The organism is Bradyrhizobium sp. CCGUVB23, from assembly GCF_024199885.1.
In the GTDB taxonomy this organism is placed as follows: Bacteria; Pseudomonadota; Alphaproteobacteria; order Rhizobiales; family Xanthobacteraceae; genus Bradyrhizobium.
The window spans coordinates 7,770,364-7,792,410 of sequence record NZ_JANADQ010000001.1; the positions used below are offsets into that span (position 1 = coordinate 7,770,364).

A 22,047-nucleotide genomic window follows, 5' to 3' on the forward strand; every position below is an offset into this window, starting at 1 on the left:
TTCACTCGGCGGGTAGAAGCAAAGTCGGCTCTTGCTTTGGCCACCATGCGGAAACCAGCCCCTCCAGCTCGAGGCGAACGCGAGCCACGACGCTGGCCCAGTCGCCTCTCTTTGGCTGCCTGAAGAGCCTCATTGACTGATACCACGGGCTGTCGTCGCGGTTGAGCATCCAGCGCCAATCCGGGCTGAATGGCACCATCGTCCAGACGGGAATGCCCAGCGCGCCGGTGAGGTGAATGACGCTGGTGTCGACCGAGATCACCAGATCGAGACAGGAAACCAGCGCCGCTGTGTCGGTGAAATCCTTGATCTGGTCCGTCAGGTCGATGATGTCAGGACGTTCGCTTAGGAAGGCCCGGTCCTGATCCCGGATGCCTTTTTGCAGGCTGACGAACTGGACGTCGCAATCCAGCAGAGGAGCAAGCGTGCGCAGTGCCATCGATCGGTTGTGATCGTTCTTGTGATCCGGATTCCCTGACCAGACAAGACCGACGCGGAAGCGATTGCGGGGGCCAAGTCGGTCTTCAAGTCGGTCTTCCCACGTCTTGACGCGCGCCGCTGGGGACGCAGGAAGGTACCGCTCCGCGAACGGGATCGTATCGAGCCGCGTCCTGAACGCCAGCGGCAGGCTTCCAAGAGCACAGTGCAGGTCGAACTCAAGCCACGTTCCGGACAGGTCGGCGACACAGGTTGCGATTCCGGGGATACCACTCAAGAGCTTCTGGATTGGAGGCTGGACCGCCAGGATGACTCGAGCCCCGAGCGCGGCCACCATGGGCACATAGCGCGCGAACTGGATTGAGTCGCCCAATCCCTCGTCGCAATAAAGTAGTATACTCTTGCCTTCGATCGGCTGGTCACCAAGCCAGGCGGGGCTGGAAAAACCGCGCGTGATGGCGCCAAGAGACGCACGGGCCTCGCGTCCCGGCCAGCCCCGCTCCAAATCTCCGGTCAGCAGCTGAAGCAGCGCGAAATTGAAAATCGTCAGCGCACGGTCTGGTTCGATCGCCAGGGATCTGTCGAGGGTCGCGAAGGCTTCATCCAGCAATTGCAGTTCCAACAATATCCATGCCTTGTTGGAAAGCGCTTCGGTAAAATCCGGCCGAAGTTCGAGCGCGCGATCGATGCTCGCTAGTGCCTGCTCCGTCCGGCCCAATTTCGACTGGAGTGTGCCAAGGTTGCTGTGCGTTTCCGCCAGGCCGGGGTCGAGCGCAATGGACTTCTTGTAGTCGGCCTCCGCTTCCTCGAGCCGGTTCGCCTCCTGGAGGCACATGCCGCGTGTTTGATACAGAGCCGCGGAATTTGGATTCAGTTTCTCGGCCGCGTTGAAGCATTCCAGGGCTTCCACATACCGGCCGAGTTCGAGCAGCAGCCTGCCGCAGTTAATCGCTGCCTCCAGATATTGCGGATAGAGCTTCAGCGCCCGCTGGAAATGCAGCACAGCCTCGTCCATGCGCCCGAGTTGCCAGTGCTGATAGCCGAGGGAATTCGAGAGGAGCGCGTCCTGTGGTATGGAGGACAACGCCTTGCTCTGGTGCTGCCGTGCGTCCGGCCGCCATGCGGAAACCAGTTCCTCCAGTTCGCGGCGAACGCAGTCCACGACGCTGGCCCAGTCGCCTCGCTTTGGCTGCCTGAAGAGCCTCATTGATCGATACCACGGACTGTCGTCGCGGTTGAGCAGCCAGCGCCAATCCGGGTTGAAAGGCAACATCGTCCAGACAGGAGCGCCCATCGCGCCGGCAAGGTGAACGACGCTGGTGTCGACCGAGATCACCAGATCGAGGCAGCAAACCAGCGCCGCCGTATCGCTGAAATCCGCGAGCTGTTCCGTCAGGTCGACGATATCAGGACGTTCGCCGAGGAAGGCCCGGTCCTGATCCCGAACGCCTTTTTGCAGGCTGACGAACTGGACGTCGCAATCCAGCAGAGGAGCAAGCGCGTGCAGTGCCATCGATCGATTGTGATCGTTCTTGTGATCCGGATTCCCCGACCAGACGAGACCGACGCGGAAGCGATTGCGGGGGCCAAGCCGGTCTTCAAGCCGGTCTTCCCACGTCTTGACGCACCCCGCCGGAGGCGCAGGAAGGTACGGCTCAGCGAATGGGATCGTATCGAGCCGCGTCCCGAACGCCAGCGGCAGGCTTCCAAGAGGACAGTGCAGGTCGAACGCCAGCGACGTTGTAGACGATCGGACGGTACACGTTGCGACGCCGGGCACCCCAGCCAGGAGCCGCTGGATCGGAGGCTGGACCTCCAGGATGACTTGAGCCCCGAGCGCGGCCACCATGGGCACGTAGCGCGCAAACTGAACCGAGTCGCCCAATCCCTCGTCAGCATGAAGCAATATGGTCTTGCCTTCGATCGGCTGGTCACCAAGCCAAAGGGGGCGGGAAAAACTGTGACCGGCGAGGCCCAGAGACGACGCTTTCCAACGAGCTTCGCGTCCCAACCAGCCCCGCTCAAAGTCTCCGGTCAGCAGCTGAAGCAGCGCGAAATTGAAAATCGTCGGCGCACGGTCTGGTTCGATCGTCAGGGATCTGTGAAACGTCGCGAAGGCTTCATCCAGCAATTGCAGATCCAGCAATATCCATGCCTTGTTGGAAAGCGCTGCGGCAAAATCCGGACGAAGTTCGAGCGCGCGATCGATGCTCGCCAGTGCCTGCTCCGTCCGGCCAAGTCTCGAGTGAAGCAAGCCGAGGTTGTTGTGCGTTTCCGCCAGGCTGGAGTCCAGTGCGATGGACTTCTCGTAGTCGGCCTGCGCTTCCTCGATCCGGTTCGCGTCCTGGAGGCAAACGCCGCGCATTTGATACAGAACTGCGGAATTTGGATTCAGTTTCTCGGCTGCGTTGAAGCATTCCAGGGCTTCCGCATGCCGGCCGAGATCAAGCAGCAGCTTGCCGCAATTGTTCGCTGCCTCCAGAGATTGCGGATAGAGTTTCAGCGCCCGCTGGAAATGCAGCACAGCCTCGTCCATGCGCCCGAGTTGCCGGTGTTGATAGCCGAGGGCATTCGAGAGGACCGCATCCTCTGGTTTGGGCGACAACGCCTTGCTCTGGTGTTGCCGTGCTTCCGACCGCCGTGCGGAAACCAGGCCCTCCAGCTCAAGGCGACCGCGATCCACGACGCTGGCCCAGTCACCTCTCTTTGGTTGCCTGAACAGCTTCATGGACGAATACCACGGACTGTCGTCGCGGTTGAGCAGCCAGCGCCAATCCGGGTTGAAAGGCAACATCGTCCAGACGGGGACGCCCAGCGCGCCGGCAAGGTGAACGACGCTGGTGTCGACCGAGATCACCAGATCGAGACAGGAAACCAGCGCCGCTGTGTCGGTGAAATCCTTGATCTGGTCCGTCAGGTCGACGATGTCAGGACGTTCGCCGAGGACGGCCTGATCCTGATCCCGGACGCCTTTTTGCAGGCTGACGAACTGGACGTCGCAATCCAGGAGAGGCGCAAGCGTGCGCAGTGCCATCGATCGATTGTGATCGTTCTTGTGATCCGGATTCCCCGACCAGACGAGACCGACGCGGAAGCGATTGCGGGGGCCAAGCCGGTCTTCCCAGGCCTTCACGCGCGCCGCCGGAGGCGCAGGAAGGTACGGATCCGCGAACGGGATTGTATCGAGCCGCGTCCCGAACGCCAGCGGCAGGCTTCCAAGAGGACAGTGCAGGTCGAACGACAGCGACGTCGAAGACGTTCGGTCGATACATGTTGCGACTCCAGTGATGCCACCCAAGAGCTTCTGGATCGGAGGCTGGACCTCCAGGATGACTTGAGCCCCGAGCGCGGCCACGATGGGCACATAGCGCGCAAACTGGATTGCATCGCCCAATCCCTCGTCGGCATGAAGCAATATGGTCTTGCCTTCGAGCGGCTGATCACGAAGCCAAAGGGGTTGGGGAAAGCCGCGACCGGCGAGGCCGAGAGACGATGCTTTCCAACGGGCCTCGCGTCCCAACCAGCCCCGCTCAAAGTCTCCGGTCAGCAGCTGAAGCAGCGCGAGATTCCAGATCGTGTCCGCATTGTGCGGGTCGACCGCCAGCGATTTGCGAAAGGCTGCAAAAGCTTCATCCAGCAATTGCAGGCTCCACAACGCCCGTGCCTTTTCGTTCAGCGCTGCGGAAAAATTCGGACGAAGTTCGAGCGCGCGATCGATGCTCGCTAATGCCTGCTCCATCCGGCCAAATCTCGAATGAAGCGTGCTGAGGTTCTTGTGGGTCTCAGCCTCGCAAGGGTTCAGCGCAATGGACCTCTCGAAGTCGGCCTGCGCTTCCTCGAACCGGCCCAACCGTTGGAGGCAAAGGCCGCGCGTTTGATACAGAGGTGCGATATTTGGATTGAGCCTATCGAATTCGTTGAAGCATTCCAGGGCTTCGGCATACCGGCCGAGATCAAACAGCAATTTGCCCTGTTTCGCGGCCTCCAAACTTCGTTTCGCGGCCTCCAAATTTTGCGGAGCGACCTTTTGGGATTGTTTGGCCGTGGCCCGGCGCTCTTGACGATTCATAAGCTTACCTGAAAAAGGTGGACAACGTCAGATTGCTCGCCGACTCTCTGTCATGCGGGAAGGGGGCGTCCGTCGCACTTGCCTTCTCGTTTCGTCAGTTCGCGTTCAGCTAATGCTGGTGGAGTCCACCGAGCGCGACCGTAGCATCCCATCGAGATCGTTTATGGTGCGAAGCTGGCGCGAAGCTGGCGCGGCCCGCCGCGCTTCTGGCGGGAGATGAAGACGGGCCGCGGGTCGTCCTATCAATGGGCTCCAGCTGATCGAGCTATGCGTTGCTGCTCCTCGAACAATGCCCGTGGCCGCATGCGATGGTCCTCTATGGATTGCGATGATGCGCGATTTGAACTGTTACCGTGTTCGGAAGTTCAATCCTTCGAATGAGCACCACTGGAAGCGGAGGAAGCTCAAGAGGGGAACCTGAGCCCAGTTGAGAAGGACGGGTTTCATGACCCATATTCAAACAGGCAATCAGATCGTTACCCAGATCACCGTAGTCGAAGCCGATCCGGGAAAGCAGGATGAGGCACTCTCGCTGATGACCGATCGAGCACGATTCATGGCGCGCCAGCCGGGCTTTGTCTCAATCAGCTTACATCGAAGCCTCGACGGCCGGCGCATCGTCAACTACATCCAATGGCAAAACCGCCAACTCCTGCAGTCCGCACACCAATCACCGGACTTTCGCAAGGCGTGGGGTAAGTTTGATGACCTGACCGACGAAATCGATCCCCATCTGTATGAAGTCGTTCAAGTTCTGGATGCCCGCTGAGTTTTTTGCATTGGCATCGAGATCCTGCATGGAAGCTTGACGATTGCTTTCGAGCGTAGGGACGGTTCACAGGCCCAAGTTTGCACCCTAGGCAAATCGGCATTTGTTGAAGTAGTGCGGGCAGCGGTTTGACCCGACGCTGAGACGAAGCCTCGTCATCGGCGTGCTCTTTCACGTTCTGCCTTGGAAGCGTATCGTTGCGATCGAGCGAGGTCGCCTTGAGCGGCCCCGTGGTTCAGAAGTTTCTCTTCGATCTCAGAAACTCTCGAAAAGAACCGGGAGGACCCCTCATGGATGACGCAAGGCTGAAATATTACGGGTGGGGCCGCGAAGGAGAAGGCATGAGCGCAGAGGAGCGAAAGTTTGTTCTCGGCCGCTATCATGCGAAGTTTGGAACTGGCGAGTTCGATACGATCGCAGTCCCGCGCCTTGAAGACCTCTCCCTGCGGGAGCCGCGCGTGCTGCCGCCTGCTTCGCTGTCCCCCTTCTGCACGGCGGAACGCTACGATCGCGCCGCGCACACCTATGGCAAGTCATATCCGGATTATGTCAGAGCGATGCTCGGCAACTACGATTGTGCGCCCGACGTCGTGGCCTATCCACGTAATGAGGCGGAGATTGCGGCCGTGATGGACTGGGCAGGTTCTGTCGGCGCTTCGCTGACGCCTTTCGGGGGCGGATCCAGTGTCTGCGGCGGAGTCGAGCCGCGCGTTGACGGCATCAAGCATAAAGCTGCCGTTACCCTCGACCTGCGCAATCTCGCTAAAGTCGTCGAAGTGGATCCGGTATCTCGCGCGGCATTGATTGAAGCCGGCACCTATGGCCCATCTTTGGAAAAGCAGCTCAAGCCCAACGGCTTCACGTTGCGGCACTTCCCGCAAAGCTTTGAATATTCGACTCTCGGCGGCTGGATTGCGACACGATCGGGCGGCCATTTCGCCAGCCTTCACACTCACATCGACGATTTCGTCGAAAGCCTGCGCGTCGTGACGCCAGCTGGTGTGGTCGAAACGCGCCGGCTTCCCGGGTCGGGTGCGGGTCCCAGTCCCGACCGCATGTTCATTGGCTCGGAAGGAATTTTGGGTGTGATTTCGCGCGCCTGGATGCGATTGCAGCCCCGTCCCAAATTCCGCGCCGGCGCATCCGTTCGTTTTCCGTCGTTCTTCGATGCCGCGCGCGCCGTGCGTGCAGTCGCGCAAGCGGGCCTCTATCCATCAAATTGCCGGATCCTGGACCCGCAGGAGGCCTTCAACACCGGTGCAGCCGATGGGAGCGTTGCCATCATGGTGCTCGCGTTCGAATCGGGCGATCATCCGATGGACGCCTGGATGGCGCGCGCACTGGAATGCTGCACCGACCATCGGGGAACGCCGGAGCCGGCAAAGGCGAGCGGCGCGCATCTGGAAGGTGCGGCGGGCATCTGGCGCAACGCGTTCATTCGGATGCCCTATGCGCGCGAATTTCTAGCGCCCGCAGGCCTTATCAACGATACGTTCGAGACTGCCATCACCTGGGATCAGTTCGAAGGCTTTCACGACAACGTCAAAGGGGCGACCGAGCGCGCCATTCTTGAAGCAACTGGCGTCAAGGGTGAAGTCACTTGCCGTTTCACCCACCTCTACCCGGACGGGCCTGCACCCTATTTCACTTTCCATGCTCTTGGTCGCCACGGCGGACTTCTCGAGCAGTGGCAGGCCATCAAGAACGCGGCAAGCGACGCGCTGATCGCGGCAGGTGGCACAATCACCCATCATCATGCCGTCGGCCGCGATCACAGGCCGTGGTACGACCGGCAACGGCCGGAACTTTTCGCAGCCGCATTGCGGGCAGCCAAGCGGGAACTGGATCCGCAGTGCATACTCAACCCGGGCGTCCTGATTGATCCGTAGTCGCTATTGGCGGAAGCACAAAGTCGGCGGCCCATCGAACCACCGCGAGAGCTCATGACGTTCCCTTTGATTGGCACGTCTTGTGCTGCGGCACGGCGTCGCAATGAGAGCGACAGGAGCGAAATGGTGACGCGCAACGGTCAGTCCATGACGAGATCCAGAGCGTTGCTGCGTCTAGGAAAGCATGGCCGCTGACGCGAGTCGACCTTCCAAAGTTTCAACAACGCTGATTTGGAATCTTCCAAAGCAGCTTTGGAAGTTTTCCAAACATGGTGACGACTCGAGTCGTCGATGATCGAGACATTCTAAGTCGCTGCGCGCGCATTTGCGTTGCGGTCACGATAACGTCTCTCTAAAGAGGCGATGCAGACGCAGCAATCGGACGTTGCAGATCGATGGAAGGCAACCAAGTCCGGAGTTCGAGTCTGCGGATGAGTTGATTCACGAGCTACATGTATCGGCCGGGCACGGACGCGGAGAGCGGATCTTCGGTCCATGGTCGGTGCTGGCCGAGCGCGGCGTCAGCTCGCGTGGCGACGTGCTGCTAATGAGGGACTTTCTGGAAATGCGACGTGCAGGTGAAGTTCGGGTGGCAGTTCGCTTCGGTGCGAAACTGCTAAGTGGGGTGGCGTTGCTAGGCTGGTTGGAATCGCCCGCTCGATCTCAAACAGCGCAGGACGCCAACTCCCTTCCACCCGTTACGGTCGACGCTCCGACGCAGCAGTCGGTCCGTCGCGCACCAGCCAAGCGAAGTGCTGTCCGGGTCCAGTCAACGTCACGCCGCGCTGCGGTGGCTGGTGCTCCGCACCCCGAGGGGCAACCGAAGCCATCGCAATCCGGTGTGGTGCCCGCCTTTGCAGGCGGCCAGGTCGCTCAAGGCGGGCGGCTCGGACTGCTCGGCAACACCGACACGATGAAGGCGCCGTTCAACGTGACGAGCTACACGGACAAGTTCATCCGTGATCAACAGGCAACGACGGCTGCGGGTGCCTTGATCCTGGATCCTTCCGTGCGAAGTACCCATCCAACAGGTGGCCTGCTCGATTCCTTCTACATTCGTGGCTTCCCGGTCAACGAAGGCAACAACGGTGAGTTCGCCTTCGAGGGGCTCTACGGGATCGCGCCGAGCTACCGCATCTTCACGGACTACGTCGAGCGCATTGAGGTGCTCAAGGGTCCCTCAGCCGCGCTGTCGGGCATTGCGCCCAATGGCGGCGTCGGCGGCGTCATCAACGTTGTGCCAAAGCGCGCAGGAGAGGATTTGACTCGCTTCGCCGTGGACTATGGCTCGGCCTCACGGTTCGGTGGTCACTGGGATGTTGCCAGGCGATACGGCGACAGCAAGGAATGGGGCGTGCGGGCCAGCGGCAGCCTGCGCGACGGCGATACGCCCATTGATCGGCAATCTGAAGCGACGGGCGTCGGATCGCTGGCCCTCGACTATAAGGGCGAACGGTTCAGATCTTGGCTCTACCTCATCGCCCAGACCGATCGCTTCGACGCTCCGTCACGTCCCTTTCTCATGGCTTCCGGCCTGCAAGTGCCAAAGGCGCCGGATGGTCGACTGAACGTGACGCAGCCCTGGGAATGGTCGCGCATCAACGATCAATCTGCCCTGCTGCGAAACGAATACGATCTAAGCGATCAAGTGACGCTGTTCGCCGACGTCGGCGGATCGCGAACCAACGTCGAGCGATTCTTTGGTCTCCCGACGATCGTCAACACGAGCGGTGACACGACCTCGATGCCCCAATTCTTCGGTCTCAGCATTGATCGAACCACATATGACGGCGGCGTCCGCGCCCGCTTCGATACCGGCTTCATCCATCATGCCGTCGCCTTCCAGGCCTCGGTCTATCATGATGCACTGTACCGGCGGTTGACCAATGGCACTCTGGTCGCCTCGAATATCTATAATCCGACAGTGGCGCCTACTCAGTTCGCAAACGAGGTCAGCGGGCGCCCTCGGCTTTCGGACAGTGAACTCACGGGGCTCTCGATTGCTGACACCCTGTCCGTGCTCGATGAACGCGTCCTGTTGACTTTGGGTGTGCGGCGCCAGGGCATCGAGGCGAACAACTATCTCTCCAATGTCGGAACTCTCACGTCGTCGTACGACAAGAGCGCGACCACGCCTGTGGTCGGTCTCGTCATCCGGCCGCGGGACAACGTCTCTCTGTACGCGAACTACATTGAAGGTCTAAGTCGGGGTGACGTTGCGCCCCAGACCGCTTCCAATTTCGGCGAAGTGCTTGCACCGTACATCGCCAAGCAGTACGAGGCCGGCATCAAGGTGGACTTCGGCCGGTTCGCAACCACCTTCAGCGCATTCGAGATATCGAAGGCGAGCGGTGAGTTGTCCGCCGGGCGTTTCGCGGCGACCGCCGAACAGCAAGTCCGAGGGCTCGAGTTCAACGTATATGGCGAACTCATGCCTGATGTTCGGCTCCTCGGGGGCGTTTCGTTGCTGGATGGCACCCTTACGAAGACAGCCGTTGCGGCAAATGTTGGCAACACGCCAATCGGGGTTCCCAACGTACAGGCCAATGTTGGAGCCGAATGGGATCTCCCGTGGATGAGGGGGCTCACTTTGAATGGCGCAGTCATTTACACGGGCAAGCAGTTCATCGATAGCGCGAACAAGCAGTCGATCCCGGATTGGACGCGGCTCGATCTCGGCGCCCGCTACACGACGGCGATCAACGGCAGGAAGACGGTTTTCCGCGCGAACGTTCAGAATGTGACCGGCGCGACCTATTGGTCCGGCGTGGCTTCATTCGGAACATTTTTCCTGGGAGCACCGCGCACGTATCTCCTCTCAATGACCGTCGACATGTAATCGCCGCTCCTGCCGCTGGGTAGGGCGCTTTATGAACCGATCCTGCTGACAAGGATCAGGCTGGTCGATATGCAAGTTTGCCTCCTTTCGCCAACATGCTTAATCCCGACCGAAGAGGTCGATCTCGACAGAGTAGCGGAGCTGCAGGCGCAGATCCTCAGCGCAGGTTGCTGGACTGTTCCGATCACGGCGGAAAGGGATGTCCTCTGCGTGATGGACGGTCATCACCGGCTAACGGTCGCGCACCGTCTGCAGCTGCCGTTCGTGCCGGTGGTTCTCTTGGGTTACGGCGCAGTACGAGTCGAGAGCTGGCGGCCGGGGCTGACGATCACGCCAGCGAGCATCCTCGCAATGGCGCGCAGTGGTCGAAAATTTCCCTGCAAGACGACGCGACATATTTTTGATCAGAGCCTTCCGAGCTGCAACCTGTCGTTGGAGAGCTTGCGCCACCTGGCTCCGACAGAACGCGTTGTCGCCCATGCCGAAAGGGCGAGGTCGTGACCTTGCATGGCCATAAGCCCGGTGGGGGCCTCTTGCCGATTCTACGGCCAGGCACGGCGGAGCTCTTGGTGGGCAACGGCCCGCTGCTGATCGATTGGGTTACCCGACATGGGTCTCCGGTCAATCTGATTTGGCCCGATGAGCTGCGGACGAATCTCGCAGCACTCAAAAATGTCTTGCGCGAGAGCGGTGTCGCACACGCGATCTATTACGGAGCGAAAGTCAACAAATCTCCCAGGCTGTTGTCTGCAGCGTTGCGCGCAGGGGCGGGCATCGACGTCTCAAGCCTTTATGAGTTTCGAGATGCCAGGCAGCTTGGTGCCGACGGCACACAACTTGTGGCGACTGGCCCGGCGAAGACGGCTCTGTTCCACAAAGAGCTTATTGACTGCAATGCTCTCATATCGGTGGATTCACCGGAAGAGCTCGAGGATCTGATCCGCTGCCTTCCGTTAGCGGGCCCGGTTCAGGCGGTGCTGCTGCGATTGCGTCCCACCAACCATGCGCAGAACCGGTTTGGCATGCCGGCGGCGGCCATCCAGCAGTGTCTGGCGCGCATTGCTGGTGAAAACCGGTTGCGCTTTGACGGGCTGCACTTCCATCTGAGTGGCTATGGCTGGGAATCTCGTGCGCAAGCGATTGGAGAAGCAGCCGGCCTGATCGACGAATCCCGCGCACAAGGTTTTGCGCCGCGCATGATCGACATTGGCGGCGGACTGCCGATCCAATATGTCGATCGATGTGCCTATCAAGCGCATCTTGAGTCGCAGATGCCTGAGGACTACCGCACGGGGAAGGTGCCGGGCTCCTTCTATCCTTACGGTGGAGCGCTTTCTGCAGCCGACTGGCTACGGAGCCTACTGCGCGCACCGATGGCCGATGGCCGCAGCATCGCGAATTATCTCGTTCAAGAGGGGCTGGTACTGGGGATGGAGCCCGGTCGAGCACTGGCCGACCAGGCCGCGATCTCCGTCTTCCGGGTGTTGCGCGTGAAAGCGATTGGCTGTGATGCTCACGTCATCTTCGTCGAAGGCAGCAGCTTCAGCGCTTGCGAAACCTGGTTCGGCTCCGAATTCCTCGTCGACCCAATCCTGGTGCCAGCCATAACGCCGCCGGTCGCCACAAAACCGATCCGAGGTTATCTGGCGGGCCATAGCTGCCTGGACGAGGACGTCCTTAGCAATCGATGGCTCACCTTTCCGATCGCTCCGCGAGCGGGAGATCTTCTGGTTTATGCCAACACCGGCGGTTACCAGATGGACCTGCTTGAGAACGAATTCCACCGCCACCCGATGCCGAGCCGTCTTTGCGTGGTTCAGGACACAGAAGGGCAGCTAACGCTCGTTCCCGACACGATAGGAGAGGCACAATGCTTTGCACGACCGTAAGCCAGTTTATCGGCCAGACGCCGGTGATGCCGATTGCCGTACCCAACAGCGGCGCCACGCTTGTGCTGAAGCTTGAAAAGAACAATCCGGGCGGCTCCATGAAAGACCGCATGGCGCGCAGCATGGTGCTTGCGGCACTCGAGGACGGACGGCTCGTACCGGGTGGTACGATCGTCGAATCGTCGTCTGGCAACACCGGGATCGGACTGGCGATAGCCGCCTTGGAATTGGGCCTGCGCTTCATTGCCGTTGTCGATCATCACGCCGCGCCGGACAAGATCCGCACGATGCGTGCGCTGGGTGCGGAAATTCGTTACGTCGAAGGCGACTATCGAGAGGACGAGGTTGCGGTGGTGGAGCGGCAACGGCTGGCCGCCCAACTCGGTGCTCAGCTTCCCGATGCGTTGTTCATGAACCAGTCCGACAATCCGGCAAACCCGGACGGCTACGCCGGTTTCGTCGACGAACTCCTGACACAGCTTCCAGACGGCATCGACGCCTTTGTCGGCTGTGTCGGCACTGGCGGTTCAATGACCGGTATCGCCCAGCGTCTGAAGCGGGCTAACCCTGCTGTCCGGACCATCGCTGTGGAGCCAGCCGGCTCGATCGTGTTCGGCAAACCCGGCCATCCCTACTATCAGTCGGGCACAGGAACGCCCGCCGGCGATGAAGTCGGCAAGGTGCTCGACTATGGATGCATCGATGAAGGGGTGCAGGTCACCGACACCCAAGCCTTCGAAACGGCACGTTTTATCGCGCGGCGCCACGGGCTTCTGGTCGGGGGCTCGACCGGGGGCACCATCTACAAGGCGCTGGAATTCATTGCGGCCGGCAAACTGTCCGGCACGGTCGTCACGCCCGTTGCCGATGGCGGCGAGAAATATCTCGGTTCGGTTTTCGACGATGAATGGATGGCCAAGCGCGGCTTGTTGGATCCGACAATCGGCACACAACTCGATGCCTGGCTGACGGGAAGGGCGCGCGCAGCATGAAGGTGACGATCTGCGGTGCAGGGCGCACGGGGCATTTGAATGCCGTGCTCTTCAAGCAGCGTCCAGGCATCACCGTCTCTGTGCTGACGGGAGCGGCTGCCGTTGCCGAACGGTGGACGAGCGGAGACGGCGTTTGGCAGGCCCAGGCGCCGGACGGCCACGTCTTGAGCGGGCGGCCCGACTTTGTCGGCACCGATCCGAGCGAGGCACTCATCAACACGGACATGGTGATCATAACGCAGCCGGCTCAAGCGCGGCCTGCGCTTCTACACTCCTTCGCGGGGCATCTCCCCCGGGACAAGCGTGTCTATGTCGGCGCAATTCCCGGCTTTTGCGGCTTCAACTGGCTCGCAGCCAAAATCCTTTCCGGTGCGGACAATGTGGTGATCTGGGGCATGAAGGACGTGCCCCATACCGCCTTTGACCTGGTCCCGGGCGAGCGGGTGCGCACGGGAGGCGCCAAGGCCCAGCTCTTCGCGGCGCTTCATCGCCGCGAGACTTCAGCGAGCCGTACCAAGCTGCAGGCGATGCTGAATCGCCTTTATGAAGCCCCCGTCACCCTGCTGCAGGACTTTCTGGAAATCACGCTGACGCCGGGCAATGCATTGATGCATCCCGCGGTGCTCTATGCCTTGATCGGCCCCGGCGCTCCCTGGGAAAACAAGCCCTTTGATCGTCCCCTTTGCTGGTGGAGCGATTGCCCGCGCGCCGGTGCCGAACTGCTGGAGGCCTGCGATGCGGAAAACCAGGCAATCCGGCATGCGGTCGAGTCACGCCTGGACATTGATCTCAGTTCGGTGAAGCCGCTCCGACAGGAATTGATCGAGGCGTACGGTAGCCAGATCGGGGACAACCGGACTATGCACACGCTGTTGCGAACCAACCGTGCTTATGCGGGCATTCACGCTCCACTCGTTACAAACCCGGAGGGGCCCGGCCTTGTCATCGATCGCGCAAGCCGCGCTTTCCACGAAGACATTGCCTTCGGGCAGGCTCTGCTCGTGGAACTGGCCGCGCGGCTTGAAGTGCCAACTCCCGCTATCACGAAAACCTACAACTGGGCGCTCAACTACCACGGCGGGTTCACCGAAGGCGCACCGGCCTGTTTGCCTGCCAATTGGCCGGAGGAAGCGTAATGGCCCAGAGGATGTCTTCTTCCGCAGATGCGGAAGCTCAGGCGCGTGCTGCGCAGCTTTGGCTGGCGGCATCGCGCAATGCGCTCAACCGGTTGGTCCGCTGCCTGTTCGCCGAGCGTCTTCTTGTACCGGACGCATTATTGTGGTCGCGCGACGGCAACCAGGCATGGCTCCCGCTTTGGCAGTCACGGCGGGTCCTGCATTTCGCCGATCTGCGTCGTGCGCCTGCCGGAACATTGCAAAATCGTGGTTCTGTCGAAGTACTGGACGAGACCGGCGCTCGATTCCGGATCGATGATCCCGCCGATCTCATCCGGGAGGTCGCGCCCGCCTTGGCGATCCCGCCTGCGTCGGACGGCGTCCAGCACCTGATACGCGACGTCGAGGACAGCATGCGCAACGACGTTCTGGCGCGTCGTCACCGGGAGCAATGGAGCGAGGAACTGCGAGGGAAGGTCGTCGCGGCAGGCGCGCGAGGATTCCTCGCATATCTGGCAAAGAGCCTGCCGCCGCATCTGGCGGCCATGACTCTCGATCAATGGGGCGCGTTGGAAGGTCACCCCTTCTATCCGACGTGGAAGGCCAAACCCGACCTGTCGCCTGAGGACGTCACGGCCTTGTCGCCTGAGTTCGGTGCTCGCGTGCGCGTTCGAATCGCAGCGCTACGCAGAGAATGGTCCTATGTGGAGAAGATGCCGCATGTTGGCAGCTATTCGGAATGGTTCGCTCAAAATTTCCCCGAGTTCTGGCGCGACTGGGCCGAAGGATTGAACAAACGTGGAAAGTCTCCCGAGGACTGGCTGCCCCTGCCTGTCCATATCTGGCACCTCGACAATTTCCTGCGCCGTGAATTCGCGGCTGAAATTTCTTCCGGAGTTTTCGACCCTGATGGCCCAGAGGTCGTGACGCTGCCGTCAATGTCGTTCCGCACAATGCTGCCGGATACACAGGAACCGAGACCCTTTATCAAACTGCCGGTGGCGATCTGGATGACCAGTGAACAGCGCACGCTGCAGGCCAAATCGATTCACATGGGGCCGCGTCTCAGCACCCTGATCTCCGATATTCTGTCGAAAGAGAGAGATATTTCTGACAGGTTGGAGATCTTTACCGAAGAGCTGGGTGCAATCCTGCACCATCCCGTAACGGGCGACGAGCATCCGGGCCGCTTTCTTTCGGTCGTCTACCGCAACTCGGACGCTCTCGCGCGAAATGATGGGCTGTTGCCGGTCACCGTCGCGTCACTCTTGACGGCAAGCCCCATCGACGGCCGCCCGCTCATTTGCGAATTGATCGCGCGAGGCGGCGATGAAAGCGAAGCAGCGGTATCTGCGTTCTTCCGTGCCTATGTGGCGACTGTCCTCCGGCCGACGCTCGCCATGTATCTGCTTTATGGAATTGCCTTTGAGGCGCATCAGCAAAACAGCACGATCCTGTTCGATGAAACCGGCTGCCCGCGAAAGCTGCTGATCCGCGATTTCGGCGATGGCCGCAGTTTTACGCCGCTGCTCAGGGAGCGAGGGCATCACCTCAAGCCCTTCACTCGCACGGGGATCTTACCGACCACATTTGATGACGATATCAGTCTCGTGCGTTCGTTCGTCATCGACGCCTGCTTCGTTTGCCATCTTCATGAAGTCGCACTGTGCCTCGACGAACATTATGCACTGCCGGGCACAAACCTTTGGCGCATCTTGCGGGAGGAGACCGAGGTGGTTTTCGATGCACTCAGGTCGCGCACGTTGTCGGACGCGTTCTGGCAGGCGGAACGCAAGGCCTTTCTCGAGAGACCCTGGCCGAGCCGCTCGGTGCTACGGATGCATCTGGAGCGCTATCGCGACTATCGCGTCGAGCACGAGCTGCCCAATCCAATGGCGGGAGCGGAATGACCAATGTTTCCGTCGCGGTTCGCGGTTTCGGACCCGTTTTTGTTTTGCTGTTCGGCCTGCAATTCATATCCATGGGGGCAATGGAAATGAGTGGCCCGTTCTGGCCGATCCAAATCAAAGTGTTGAGCTCCTCCGATAACGTCTTCGGATTGGCAAGCGTTGGTGTCTATGTTGGCCCGATGATCGGCATGTCACTGACCAGCGCCCTTTGGGGGAAAATCGGCGATCGTTACGGCAATCGGCTCATGATGGTTCGCGCTCTTGGCGGTCTGGCGGTCACGCAACTGCTTGTTGCTGCTGCGCAGGATGTCTGGACGATCGTGGCGCTACGTTTTTTGCAGGGCGCCTGCGCCGGCTATATCGCCCCGGCACAGGCCTATGGCGTGCAGATCACCGGCGGGAAGGATCGCGCGAGCCTCTTCGCCTGGCTTCAGATTGCCACCAATGTGGGCTCGCTGGGCGGAGCTTTCCTGGGCGGGCTCATTCTCGACCGTTTTCCCTTTGCCGCGGTAAATCTGACGGCCGGCGCAGTTTGTGCGCTGTGCGCTGTCGTTGCCTGGTCGAGCTTGCCTGTACCGGCGCTGGGAACTGTTGCCAGCAATCCCGGCGGCGCAGCTATCGCAAAACCTGCAGCGTCGACCCGTGTTCCGATCGCAGCTCTTCTTGGCTTAATGGGGATGCTCCTCGCGAGCCGCATGGTTCTGCAGGTTCCTTTCTCACTGTACATGACCGAGGCATTTGGCGCCCGGCATTGGGTCGCCGGCCTCACTTATGGGCTGCTGGCATGCGGCTTTGTCGTGGCCGCGCCCTTATGGGCGCGACTCTTCGAGAATCGCGCGCCATCCTATGTGCTGGGTGGGAACGTGCTCATTTCGGCCGCGTGTGCTTTGGTTACGCAACTGGCAGGCAGCACGGGCTCCGCTGCCGTATTCGCACTCCTGTATTTTATCTGGGGCGCGCTTCTTGGGGGAACGACGCCGGTCCTTCTCGCGCTCATTTCGGTAGCCGTGTCGAATGATCGGCAAGGTTCGGTTCTGGGCCTGGCGCAAGCTTCCCAGCAGATTGCTTCTGTGAGCGGCATCATCGCCGGCGTCGGCGTCACGCAGCTCTTTGGTCTTGAAGCCGCGTTCCCGCTCGTCGCCACGCTTTACGCCTTGTCGTTCTTGTCGGCTCTCGGCATCTGGCTCAACACTGCGAACGCCGAAGGAAGCCGACCATGACGGAACATCGATCGCTGCTTCAAGCCGCGGCAAGGGTTCTTGTCCTGCTTGCTTTGCTTCCAACGGTGGCATTTGCCGGCGAGCCTGGTCAGACGCAGACACAGGCGCCGCTTACCCTGACTGATATCGCGGGCCGAGAGGTAACGATCAACGCGCCGGTCAAGCGCATGCTTCTGGGCGAAGGCCGGCAGCTTTATCTCATCGCCTCGCTGGAGCCGAACAATCCCTTGGCTCACGTGATTGCCTGGCGCAGCGATCTGATTGCGGCCGATCCGGCCACTTACGCGCAGTATCTCGAAGTGTTTCCCGAGTTGGCGAAGCTACCTTCCTTCAAGGGGCAGGAGGACAGCCTGATCGACATCGAAGCGGCGATCATTCAGAAGCCTGATGTCGTGCTGCTTAACCTTGAAGCCATGGAGGCCAACAAGGACGCCAACTACATCGAGAAGCTCGCGGCCTTGAACATACCGGTCCTTTATATCGATTTTCGCCATCGTCCCCTGGAAAATACCGAGCCGACCATTCGGCTCCTGGGCAGAATCATGGGGCGCGAGGCGCGTGCGGAGGAGATCATCGCGTTCCGCCACCAGGCCATGGCCGCGGTTGCCAACGTCCTCGCCATCAAACAACCGAAACGCCCCAATGTGTTCGTCGAACGGATCGGTGGCTACTCGCAGGATTGCTGCCTGTCTTTCGGCGCGGAGAATTTCGGCAAATATGTCGAACTCGCCGGCGCCCACAATATCGGCAGCGATATCATTCCGTCGACCTTCGGGCAGATCAGTCCCGAACAGGTCATCGTCGCAGATCCCGAACATGTGGTGGTTACCAGTGCCGACTGGAAAGCCTATGTGCCCGGCGGCCACTGGATTCCGTTGGGACCAGGGGCAGATCCTCGCGTAATCCGCAAGAAGCTCGAATGGTTCGTTGCTCGCGACGCCTATACCGGTATCGCGGCGAAGAAGACGCGAAATTTTCACGGCATTTGGCACCAGTTCTACAATAGCCCATATGAATTTGTCGCCGTCCAACAATTGGCGAAGTGGTTCCACCCCGACCTGTTTGCCGATCTGGACCCCAATACGACATTTGCTGAATACCATCGCCGCTTCCTGCCCATAGGCTTCCGCCCCGGCTATAGCGTCAGCCTTTCGGACAGCCAGTGATGACAGATGTCCACACCGAAGCCCCGTCTTTAGCCGGACGCGACGCCTATCAAGCGCTCGGCGCCAGACGGTGGATCGTTCTCCTCATGCTGGTGGCCGGGGTTTGCATCGCATTGGTCGGCGACCTCTCGACGGGACCTGCAAGCTATGGGCTTGGAGAGGTTGTGCGTGCCCTCGTTCTGCCAGCAGAGGCGGATGCGCAGACGCGCGTCATTGTTTGGTCGATCCGCATGCCGGCGGCCCTCATGGGCGTCGTGGTCGGCGTGGCGCTTGCCATCGGCGGCGCTCAGATGCAGACCATCCTGAACAATCCGCTGGCGAGCCCATTCACGCTGGGCATTTCCGCCGGTGCAAGCTTCGGCGCTGCCCTGGCGCTTGCCTTCGGCGTCGCGCTGGTTCCTATGGCGGGCGACTACATCGTTGCGGCCAATGCTTTCGTCGTGGCCATGGCAACCGCCTTCCTGATCCATCTGGCCAGCCTGCGGCGTGGAGCCTCGATCCAGATGATCGTGCTTTTGGGCATAGCGCTGGTTTTCAGTTTCAATACGGCGCTCGCTATCACCCAGTATTTCGCGGCCGAGCAGGCAGTCGGGGCCATCGTCTTCTGGACCATGGGCAGCCTCACCAAGGCGACATGGCCCAAGCTTGTCATCACCGCGCTCGTCGTGGGTCTGACCTTGCCGGTCTTTCTTCGCCGCAGGTGGCAATTGACCGCCTTGCGTCTTGGCGAGGCGCGCGCGGCGAGCTTCGGCATTCCGGTGCGGCGACTTCGGCTCGAAACTCTGATCCTTGTTTCCCTCTTGTCGGCAATCCCCGTCGCGTTTGTCGGCACGATCGGTTTTATCGGTCTCGTAGGTCCGCACATCGCCCGCATGATGGTCGGTGAAGACCAGCGCTTCCTGCTGCCCGCGAGCGCACTGACTGGCGCGCTGATCATGTCGGTCAGCTCCATCCTGGCCAAGATCGCGGTGCCCGGCGCCGTCCTGCCGATCGGCATCGTCACCTCAGCGATCGGGTTGCCAATCTTCCTCTATCTGATCCTGAAAAGCGGAAAAGACATATGGTAGTGCTGAGCACGCACCGCCTCGGCGCACGCTTCGGATCACGCCAGGTCCTGCGTGATGTGACGCTTCCACCCTGCTACGGCGGCGAGGTGGTAGCCGTCATCGGACCGAATGCTGCGGGCAAGTCGACGCTGTTCCGGCGCCTGGCAACCATTCTTCCGGGGCCCGGCGAGTGCCGGTTGGAAGGCGTGCGCGATGCAGATCGCGCCATCGCCTACATGCCTCAGGATCAATCGGCGAGCGCAGTGCTGACTGTATTCGAATCCGTCCTTCTTGCGCGCAAGCAGGTTAGCGGCTGGCGTCTGGAGAGGTCTGATCTGGCGGCGGTGGACCAGGCGCTGGCAGCACTCGATATCGGCGATCTTGCCAATGAGATCCTTTCCGAGCTGAGCGGTGGACAGCGCCAGCTCGTCGGGCTTGCCCAATGTCTCGTGCGCGAACCGCAGGTGCTGCTCTTGGACGAGCCGACCAGCGCACTGGACATGCACCGCCAGCTGGAAGCGATGCGGCAGGTGCGCAGCCTTGCGCATGACGGCGGTATGCTCGTGCTGATCGCGCTGCACCATCTCGACCTGGCACTGAAATTCGCCGACAAGGTCGCTATCCTCTCTGATGGAACGTTGCACGATTTCGGCACGGCGGCCGGCGTCCTGACGCCGGAAAACCTTGCCGCAACCTTTCGCATTAGGGCCCGTGTCGAATCCTGCTCGCAGGGCAAGCCACATTTGATCGTCGACGACGCGATCTGACGCTCCGCGTGTCAGGGGCCGGCCAGGAGTCCATCTTTGCCAAGCTAGCGAAAGGCGCTTGGGCGGGCGGCACTGGCTTCGAAGTTTACTCGGACGACCTCTGCTTGGCTCCAGCTAGCTCAAACTGGCCCATGATGGATTGAACCGGGATATCTCGAAAAGGCAGCCGTAGCACTAGTGATGCGACGCTGAATGTCCCTTCCCAACACATAGGTTGTCCCGTGTCGGCCTCAGGCCGCAAACACAACGACCATGACCGAGCCCCACGTCGTGAGCAGGATGTTCGCGATAGGATAGGCCGGCGTATAGCCGAGTACGGGCACCGGGCTTCCCGATCGCTCCTGGAGGGCGGCCATTGCCGCCGTTACCGTTTGCGCCCCGGTCAACCCGCCGAGCAGAAGGATTGGGTTCATGCGCAAGACGAAATGACCGAAGCAGAATCCGACGATCTGCGGCAGCAGGGTCACGACCATGCCGCCGAGCAGCAGGCCGATGCCCGATTCCCGCAAGGCGGAGAGGAAGATCGGCCCCGCATGGATCCCCGTGAGCCCGACAAACGCGGCCAGTCCGAGTGACGTCATCAGACTGATGGCGCCGTCCGGAATCCGGCCGAAGCGCGGATTGAGCGTGCGGAGGTAGCCGACCAGAAGCCCGGCAAGCAGCGTTCCGACGCTCGTGCTCAGCGCGATCTTGATGCTGCCGACAGGAAAACTCACGAGAACGCCAAAGATGCCGCCGAAGAAGATAGCGAGCCCTAGCACCACGAAATCGATGCTTGTGCTGGGGGCTACGATGACGCCGATATTCTTCGCCGCGTTCTCCACGACTGGCTCGGGGCCGACGATGCGCAGCAGGTCGCCACGCTGCAGGATGATGCCGGAAGCAATCGGAAGCTCCTGGCCGCCCCGGCTCAACGAGCGCAAATAGAGGCCGCGAGTCCAGTCCTGCTGCGAGGCCTCCTGCAGGTTCATGCCCGCGAGCTTGGCATCGATCAGGAAGGCGTCAGCGGAGATCAAGGGAATGTCGAGCAGCCCTCTGTCCTCGACCTCCTCGGCGCGGGAGCCGATCAGTTCCACGATGATCTGGCGCGGCGCCGATATCGTGATGACGTCGCCTGGCGCGAGGATGGTGCCGGGCTCCGCCTGGAGAATGCGTTCTCCACGGCGGATCCGATGGATGAACGCGCGGTACTCGGGCAGGCGGGCTTCGGCGGCCGCGACGGTCAATCCGGCGAGGGGAGAGTGCTCGTCCAGCCGATAGGCACGCAGCTCGAATTTTCGCCACGCGGATGCCAGACCCGGCTTGGTGCGGGTCATTCCCAGCGACTGCTCGAGCTTGAGCGCCTCTTTCCGCAGGTCGATCTTCAGGAGCGCCGGCGCGATCACCGTGCAGAACGTGATCACGCCCGCATAGCCGAAGATGTAGCAGACCGCGTCAGCGACCGCGATGTGCGAGACATACAGGGCCCGCTGCGCCTCCGGCGCCGAAAGTCCGTTGACCGCGTCGGTCGCCGTTCCCATCGCAGCGCTTTGACTGAGCGCCCCCGACATCAGCCCTGCCGCAAGGCCGGGATCGAGCCCGAGTATCCTCCCCACGACAATTGCGGCCGCAAGGCCGGTGAGACACACGACGACGGCGAGCAGCATCGGCTTCAGCCCGTCGCGCTTCATCGCCTGCACGAATTGCGGACCGACGGAATAGCCGACCCCGAACAGAAACAGCAGAAACAGGAAGGATTTGGTCATGCTGGAAACGGGCACATGCGCGAAGTCGCCGACCACCAGGCCGGCGAACAACGAACCCGTGACCGGGCCGAGACTGAAGGCGCCGATCTTGAAGCTTCCGATCCAGTAGCCTGCGGCGATCACCAGGAACAGCGCGAGCTCCGGATAACGGACGAGAAACTGCTCCAGCCAGGTCAGCATCTCCAGCAGCCGA

Annotated in this window: 15 protein-coding genes and 1 pseudogene; 13 read left to right on the top strand and 3 right to left on the bottom strand. The window is 61.0% G+C overall.

The features are described from left to right. Nucleotide 1: 1 nt before the first annotated feature. Nucleotides 2-3,472: a tetratricopeptide repeat protein gene (locus NLN62_RS36205; protein ID WP_254111974.1), complete on the bottom strand. Its 3,471-nt coding sequence runs from the start codon at nt 3,470-3,472 to the stop codon at nt 2-4. A gap of 609 nt (nt 3,473-4,081) precedes the next feature. Beyond that, nucleotides 4,082-4,288: pseudogene (locus tag NLN62_RS53710) on the bottom strand (tetratricopeptide repeat protein); the annotation flags it as partial. Here NLN62_RS53710 and NLN62_RS36210 point away from each other — a divergent pair. From NLN62_RS36210 to NLN62_RS36270, 13 genes are all read left to right on the top strand, one after another. After that, nucleotides 4,193-4,519, top strand: coding sequence for a hypothetical protein (locus tag NLN62_RS36210; RefSeq protein WP_027524112.1), 327 nt, complete (start codon nt 4,193-4,195; stop codon nt 4,517-4,519). The pseudogene NLN62_RS53710 and the gene NLN62_RS36210 overlap by 96 nt on opposite strands. Nucleotides 4,520-4,952: 433 nt before the next feature. After that, nucleotides 4,953-5,276, top strand: coding sequence for an antibiotic biosynthesis monooxygenase (locus NLN62_RS36215; RefSeq protein ID WP_051389817.1), 324 nt, complete (start codon nt 4,953-4,955; stop codon nt 5,274-5,276). A 290-nt stretch (nt 5,277-5,566) separates the two neighbouring features. Continuing rightward, the gene (locus tag NLN62_RS36220; RefSeq protein ID WP_027524113.1) at nt 5,567-7,165 is read left to right on the top strand and encodes an FAD-binding oxidoreductase; all 1,599 of its coding nucleotides are present in this window, start codon (nt 5,567-5,569) and stop codon (nt 7,163-7,165) included. Between the two features lie 565 nt (nt 7,166-7,730). Continuing rightward, complete coding sequence (locus NLN62_RS36225; RefSeq protein WP_371260496.1) at nt 7,731-10,004, top strand: TonB-dependent receptor; 2,274 nt, start codon at nt 7,731-7,733, stop codon at nt 10,002-10,004. Nucleotides 10,005-10,073: 69 nt separating this feature from the next. Further along, nucleotides 10,074-10,505 carry a ParB N-terminal domain-containing protein gene (locus tag NLN62_RS36230; protein WP_035662900.1) on the top strand — a complete coding sequence of 144 codons (432 nt, stop codon included), beginning with the start codon at nt 10,074-10,076 and terminating at the stop codon, nt 10,503-10,505. Then, on the top strand, nt 10,502-11,893 hold the full coding sequence (locus NLN62_RS36235; protein ID WP_027524115.1) for a Y4yA family PLP-dependent enzyme: 1,392 nt from the start codon (nt 10,502-10,504) through the stop codon (nt 11,891-11,893). Before NLN62_RS36230 ends, NLN62_RS36235 begins: the two co-directional genes overlap by 4 nt. Then, nucleotides 11,875-12,885 carry a PLP-dependent cysteine synthase family protein gene (locus NLN62_RS36240; protein WP_027524116.1) on the top strand — a complete coding sequence of 337 codons (1,011 nt, stop codon included), beginning with the start codon at nt 11,875-11,877 and terminating at the stop codon, nt 12,883-12,885. Before NLN62_RS36235 ends, NLN62_RS36240 begins: the two co-directional genes overlap by 19 nt. Then, complete coding sequence (locus NLN62_RS36245; RefSeq protein WP_027524117.1) at nt 12,882-14,021, top strand: NAD/NADP octopine/nopaline dehydrogenase family protein; 1,140 nt, start codon at nt 12,882-12,884, stop codon at nt 14,019-14,021. The genes NLN62_RS36240 and NLN62_RS36245 overlap by 4 nt, the downstream gene beginning before the upstream one ends. Further along, nucleotides 14,021-15,910, top strand: a complete 1,890-nt coding sequence (locus NLN62_RS36250; RefSeq protein WP_027524118.1) for an IucA/IucC family siderophore biosynthesis protein — start codon at nt 14,021-14,023, stop codon at nt 15,908-15,910. The genes NLN62_RS36245 and NLN62_RS36250 overlap by 1 nt, the downstream gene beginning before the upstream one ends. Beyond that, nucleotides 15,907-17,130, top strand: a complete 1,224-nt coding sequence (locus NLN62_RS36255) for an MFS transporter (RefSeq protein WP_254111975.1) — start codon at nt 15,907-15,909, stop codon at nt 17,128-17,130. Before NLN62_RS36250 ends, NLN62_RS36255 begins: the two co-directional genes overlap by 4 nt. Further along, nucleotides 17,127-18,296 (top strand): ABC transporter substrate-binding protein, encoded by a 1,170-nt coding sequence (locus NLN62_RS36260; protein ID WP_254111976.1) that lies wholly within the window; start codon nt 17,127-17,129, stop codon nt 18,294-18,296. Before NLN62_RS36255 ends, NLN62_RS36260 begins: the two co-directional genes overlap by 4 nt. Then, nucleotides 18,296-19,363 (top strand): iron ABC transporter permease, encoded by a 1,068-nt coding sequence (locus NLN62_RS36265; RefSeq protein WP_254111977.1) that lies wholly within the window; start codon nt 18,296-18,298, stop codon nt 19,361-19,363. Before NLN62_RS36260 ends, NLN62_RS36265 begins: the two co-directional genes overlap by 1 nt. Next, entirely contained in the window at nt 19,357-20,109 is a 753-nt protein-coding gene (locus NLN62_RS36270) for an ABC transporter ATP-binding protein (protein WP_027524122.1), read from the top strand. Before NLN62_RS36265 ends, NLN62_RS36270 begins: the two co-directional genes overlap by 7 nt. A 230-nt stretch (nt 20,110-20,339) precedes the next feature. On the opposite strand, the gene aspT is transcribed toward NLN62_RS36270, so the two are convergent. Then, nucleotides 20,340-22,034, bottom strand: a complete 1,695-nt coding sequence (gene aspT, locus NLN62_RS36275) for an aspartate-alanine antiporter (RefSeq protein ID WP_254111978.1) — start codon at nt 22,032-22,034, stop codon at nt 20,340-20,342. Nucleotides 22,035-22,047: the final 13 nt, after the last annotated feature.